Annotated in this window: 6 protein-coding genes; 2 read left to right on the top strand and 4 right to left on the bottom strand. The window is 36.0% G+C overall.

The features are described from left to right. Positions 1-593: YjjG family noncanonical pyrimidine nucleotidase (locus RT445_RS12990; protein ID WP_313470694.1), on the top strand; the 593-nt coding region annotated here is incomplete at its 5' end. A 263-nt stretch (positions 594-856) separates the two neighbouring features. Here RT445_RS12990 and RT445_RS12985 read toward each other — a convergent pair. Continuing rightward, positions 857-2569 (bottom strand): methyl-accepting chemotaxis protein, encoded by a 1713-nt coding sequence (locus RT445_RS12985; RefSeq protein WP_274793473.1) that lies wholly within the window; start codon positions 2567-2569, stop codon positions 857-859. Positions 2570-2845: 276 nt separating this feature from the next. Between RT445_RS12985 and RT445_RS12980 the strand changes: the two genes are divergently transcribed. Beyond that, positions 2846-3481, top strand: coding sequence for a 50S ribosomal protein L25/general stress protein Ctc (locus tag RT445_RS12980; RefSeq protein WP_313470693.1), 636 nt, complete (start codon positions 2846-2848; stop codon positions 3479-3481). 45 nt (positions 3482-3526) lie between these two features. Here the strand turns inward: RT445_RS12980 and RT445_RS12975 are convergent, their stop codons facing one another. The 3 genes from RT445_RS12975 to RT445_RS12965 all read right to left on the bottom strand — a co-directional run bounded on the left by RT445_RS12975 (position 3527) and on the right by RT445_RS12965 (position 5183). Then, positions 3527-4135: a DUF2812 domain-containing protein gene (locus RT445_RS12975; RefSeq protein ID WP_274793471.1), complete on the bottom strand. Its 609-nt coding sequence runs from the start codon at positions 4133-4135 to the stop codon at positions 3527-3529. Beyond that, positions 4122-4409, bottom strand: coding sequence for a PadR family transcriptional regulator (locus RT445_RS12970; RefSeq protein ID WP_274797344.1), 288 nt, complete (start codon positions 4407-4409; stop codon positions 4122-4124). Before RT445_RS12970 ends, RT445_RS12975 begins: the two co-directional genes overlap by 14 nt. Before the next feature lie 147 nt (positions 4410-4556). Continuing rightward, positions 4557-5183, bottom strand: a complete 627-nt coding sequence (locus tag RT445_RS12965; RefSeq protein WP_274793470.1) for a YczE/YyaS/YitT family protein — start codon at positions 5181-5183, stop codon at positions 4557-4559. Positions 5184-5364: the final 181 nt, after the last annotated feature.

Genomic DNA, 5364 nt, shown 5'->3' with positions numbered 1-5364 from the left:
CAGTTACTCAAGAGATGATTGCGCGATATAAAGAAATTAATGAGTCCATGTGGCGTGCGTTTGAGCGTGGGGAAATAACAAAAAATACATTACATAATACGCGATTTGCTGTTGCCTTAAAGGAATTTGGTATAGAAGTCGATGGAGCCTACTTTGAAACACTTTTCCAAAAATATTTGTGTGAGGCCCACCATTATGTAGAAGGTGCCTATGAGGTGATTGCCCAGCTTGCCGACCACTATCATTTATATGTGGTGTCAAATGGTGTCACGGCTACACAGAATAAACGGCTTGTGGATGCTAAGCTAGCACCACATTTTAAAGACATTTTTATTTCGGAGCAAACAGGCTATCAAAAGCCTATGCCAGCATTTTTCGATTACGTTTTTGAACGGATTGATGATTTTGATAAAGATAAAACGCTGATTATTGGAGACTCGTTGACATCCGATATAAAGGGTGGTTTACAATCAGGTATCGACACATGCTGGTTTAATATCCGTAATATCGAAAACACAAGTGAAATTAAGCCACTTTATGAAATTAACAAATTACACGACCTACATGAATTATTGAATAAACAGCTAGTTTAGTATTCGGTTTTAGAAATAAACGTATAAAGCAATAACATTAAATAAAATATCAATGGTACAGTAGTAATTAGGAAATGAAAATCCTGAAAAATTTACACGCATAACATTGTAAAAAAACAATCGTATGCGTGTATTTTTCTCTCTAATCACAAAGTGTAAATCTGTATTCAGCACTCTTTTTATACCACATTTCATATAAATGACATTTTTACTGAGTTAGAAAAAGTCCAATTTTTCTTTAAAAGAGAAATTGGACTTAGTTATTATTGTCGAGATGTAGTTGTTTGAATAGTAAATTTTGAGACATTTTCCTGCATTTTATTAGCTAACTTATCTAATTCTTCACTGGAATGGGCAATTTCATAAAGGGAGTTTGTTTGATTCTGTAGATAGGCGGCAGCTTCTTCTGTACCAGCTGCATTTTCTTCAGATATGGCAGATAAGTGTTGTAGAATATCTATTACTCCATTTTTCTTGTCATCCATATTATTGCCTATTTTATATAAATCCTCAATAACCGTTTGTATTTTTTCAATAGAAACTGCCACATCTTCAAATTTGCCATTTGTAGTTGCAACACTTTTAGCTTGCGAAGTGACAAGGTTGCTCATTTCTTGCATTGTTTGAACGGCATGTCCAGTTTTTTCTGTTAAATCTCCTATAACTGTGGCAATTTCCTTAGTAAATTGATTGGATTGTTCAGCCAACTTTCGTATTTCGTCCGCAACAACAGCAAACCCTTTTCCTGCTTCGCCGGCCCTCGATGCTTCAATAGCCGCATTTAAGGCTAGTAGATTCGTTTGTTCTGAAATTGTTCTGATCATCTGGCTTGCATTTTGAATTTTCCCAGAACTTTCGTTAGTCGTGAGAACGATAGCATAAATTTCTTTTGCTGCAATATTATTTTCTTCTGTTTTAGCAACAAGCTCTTCTAATATGAGTAAGCTTTCATCTTTAGCATTGCTTACTTCATCGACAAATAGAGTCAACTGTTGTAAATAATTCTGATTATTTTCGATTAATTCTCCGAGCTCGCCAATATTTGCAGTCCCAAATTCAGTATCTTTTGCTTGTTCCACAGCACCCTTAGCGATGTCTTCAACTGCAGATGATAAATCCTTTGACGACGCTAAAGAAATACTTGTAGCATCTTTAAGTTCTTCTGATGATGTAGTAACCTTATTCGAAGTAAGACTGATTTCAGTAAGCAAATCAACAAAATTATTCTGCATCTCGTTTAATGCATATGTAAGTTTGCCTATTTCGTCATTTCTTCTTACATACTTTGGATCGATTAACTCAGTAAATTCTCCTTTTCCCATTTCATGGCATTTATCAACTGCTAACAGCAAAGGTTTGAACATTTTATTTAAAATAATAATCATTAGGACGATGATGATGATACAACCAATACCAACTGTCATCAATTCTTTTATTAAAATTCCATTCGTTGCCTCAGTAATATCGCCCTCAAAAATACCTACATCCATAGAACCGTAAAGCGTATTATCTAGATAAATCGGTACCATTATATCGAACGTCCAATTTTTCTGCATATCCGCATAAAATCTACTCGTCATCGTTTTCCCGTTTTTTGCTCCATCTACAGAGTAGGGGTCATCTTCATAATTTTTACCTATTTTCTCTTGATCACTATGAGCTATTGCCGTAACGTTTTTATCGATGATAACTGCATAGGCTATTCCATTTTGTTTTACTTTGTTTTCAACAAAATTTTGCAATTCCACTGTAGGATTAGAGGTCGAATCTAGAATATTCTCCGCTTGACGGGCAATTTCATTGACCTGTTGAATACTCTTTTCCAATAGGGCATCTGAAACATTTTCTTCCACTATTTTAATATTCAAATAGGAACTAATGCTAATGATTGAAATAAACAGCAAAAGTGATATTCCGATAATACGATTTTTTAAGCTTCCTTTTCTGACTTTAGAATTTTTCCAGTGTTGACTCATAGATGTTACCCCCTTCTTTTTAATTATTTCTACGTTTCAATCTATTATAGTTCTATAGTTGCATTTATTCAATCCTTTTTAAGTAAAAAGTATTACTTAGGAGCTTTTTTTCATTTAGTAGTATGCCAAATGTTGTGTTTTGTTAGGTCTCATTTTAAACACTACAAAAAATCATTAGGACAAGGAGGTGTTTTTAGTTATAGACAAAGGTATAAAAAATAAGGGAAAAGGCAAAACCTTTTATGAGACTAGTTTCCATGAAAGGGGAAATCTTCGATGAATATGGTTCTAACTGCTAATAAACGTCAAAAAGGGCGTCATTCTTCCTTAACTGAGCTTCGACTAAATGGGGCTATTCCTGGTGTTGTTTACGGTTTTCAAATGGAGCCGACAGCCATTACGTTAGATGCTAGAGCTTTTGCGAAAATATTAGCTGCTCATGGTACGAAAAGTGTATTTCAACTCGATGTGGAAGGACAACGCATCAATGCTGTTCTAACAGAAGTGCAGCGGTGTGCCTTAAAAGGTAATGTGAAACATGTTGATTTCAAGTCGATCAATATGTCGCAGGAGCTAGAAGTGGATATTCCAGTAACCGTGATCGGTGATGCTGTAGGAGTTGCAGAAGGAGGCTTCCTGCTTCAGCCTAATCGTGAGGTTCTCATTAAAGTGAAGCCAACTGAAATTCCAGAAACTATTGAAATAGATGCCACGAATGTTGCGATTGGATCTTCCCTTTATGTGGGAGATATTCGTCAACAGTTTCCTTTTGAGATTTTACATGAAGATGACTATACACTGGTGACCATCACACCACCAGCTGCTGAAAATGTGCAGGAAGATGATACAGTCGACGATACACCTGAAGTGATTGAAGCAACAGGGCAAAATACGGATGAACCAAGAGGATAGAGCAAAGAGGAGCCATCTTACACTAAGTAAGTGGCTCCTTGCCGTTTATTGACTAAACTGCTGTATCGATTTTCGATAACGATAATACAGGGTGATGTAAATACCACAAGTAGTTAAAAATAGCCATGGGGGGATAAAGCGCATGATGGCAAAGGGTGTTTCAAATAAAAATGCAAAAAGAAAAGCAAACCCTTCTTTTTCCCATAAACCAGGCGTAAAATAAGCATTTTTTATACTGAACAAGGAGGAGAAACTATCATTAGCATCAAAAATCATTAAGAAAATAAATGAGAGTATGGCCCAGTTGCTTGCATGTTTCATTAACCGTTTATACTTCGCAATGTGGGAATCATGATCTGAAAATAAATCATCATGGCCATCTTTTCTTTTTACCCAATAATGAGTGCCATCATATGATTTCACTTTTAATAAGCGCCATCCAAAATCCTCATGTAATTGCTTATAGGTAACTTGCTTTTCTCCGCGAAGGTCCTGCTGACAATCGATTCGAATAACTTGTTCAAAATCTTCTGTTTGTTGAAATGTATATAAACCAGCAGAGTTTATGTTGGAGCATACCCAGCCCTTGGTTAACATTTCATTTAACCATCGCTCTTCCTTTTCAATATCAAAAAAGACTTTAAACTTTATCATGTTTGTCAGCTCCCTCATATAAAGATAAAATTCGCTGCAATCTTTGTTGCTCTGCAGCTAATATGTCTAGACCCTCTTCTGTTGTTTGATAAACCTTACGCCTTGTATCCTGGGTTTCAACTGGCGCAATCCAATGATACTTCAATAAATTTTCAATAGCGCCGTACATAGTACCAGCTGCAATTCTTACACTACCAGCACTCATTTCCTCGATTTTTTGCATCATTGCATAGCCATGTAACGGTTCCCGTAAGGCGAGTAAAATATAATGCATCGTTTCGGATAAAGGTAATAATTTATGTTTTTTCACATTTTCACCTCAATATATACAGTCGAACTATATAGTTTGATTATATATAGTTCAACTGTATATAGCAACTGTATAAAAAAAGACAATGCCATTTTGCATTGTCTTGTAAGCTTATATGACAGCGCTCTTAACGCCAGTCCATCTCATAAATAATTTTTCGTTATATGATAGGGCAAATTGTACGATGGGTCCAAGTCCAAATGCCATAAACACTGTACCGATGCCAATCGGACCGCCAAGAAGGAAGCCTATAATGGCGACCGTTACTTCCATCGTCGTACGAGAACGAGTAACGCTCCAGCCAAGTTTATGAACCATCATCAGCATTAAGGTATCACGAGGCCCAATGCCTAAATTTGCCACCATATACATACCACAGCCCCAACCTAGTAAAACTAATCCTGTTAGGTAAGAAACAAGTTGCATCCAAAAACCATCAATATCAGGAAGCCAATAATTAAAAATATCAATAAAAATGCCGGCTAAAAACATATCGATAAATGTTCCTGGTAATGGAAATTTTTTTGTGATCAGCATATCAAACGCTAAAATAGCAAGTCCTAAAATAATGGACCATGTACCGATTGTTAACCCCAACGTTTTTGTTAAGCCAATATGTAGGACATCCCAAGAGCCGACGCCAAAAAGTTGCCCTTTAATTGTTAATGTGATGCCAAAAGATAGCACGATAATGCCTGTTATGAAAAACAAACAGCGCGTAAAAAAAGCTTGTTTCATTTTTAACCCTCATTCATCCGTAAATTCCTGTTGTCCATCCAATTATTATAGCAATAGTTTTTCGATATGCCCGAAGATTGTCATTTCAAATTTTTCAAAAAAAGGCGGTTTAGCTTTTTTATGAGAGGGCAAAATAAAGATGTAGATGAAAGGATGGGATGAAATGACATCTGTACGCGAT

The organism is Lysinibacillus sp. (genome assembly GCF_032093475.1).
Classification (GTDB): Bacteria; Bacillota; Bacilli; order Bacillales_A; family Planococcaceae; genus Lysinibacillus; species Lysinibacillus irui.
The sequence above is the reverse complement of the archived record's forward strand: the minus strand, read 5'-3'. Positions and strand labels throughout refer to the sequence as shown.

Bases quoted from the DNA above. Each gene is read 5' to 3' on its own strand.
- RT445_RS12985 (WP_274793473.1), bottom strand. From the start codon at position 2,569: ATGAGTCAACACTGGAAAAATTCTAAAGTCAGAAAAGGAAGCTTAAAA.
- RT445_RS12980 (WP_313470693.1), top strand. From the start codon at position 2,846: ATGAATATGGTTCTAACTGCTAATAAACGTCAAAAAGGGCGTCATTCT.
- RT445_RS12975 (WP_274793471.1), bottom strand. From the start codon at position 4,135: ATGATAAAGTTTAAAGTCTTTTTTGATATTGAAAAGGAAGAGCGATGG.
- RT445_RS12970 (WP_274797344.1), bottom strand. From the start codon at position 4,409: ATGCATTATATTTTACTCGCCTTACGGGAACCGTTACATGGCTATGCA.
- RT445_RS12965 (WP_274793470.1), bottom strand. From the start codon at position 5,183: ATGAAACAAGCTTTTTTTACGCGCTGTTTGTTTTTCATAACAGGCATT.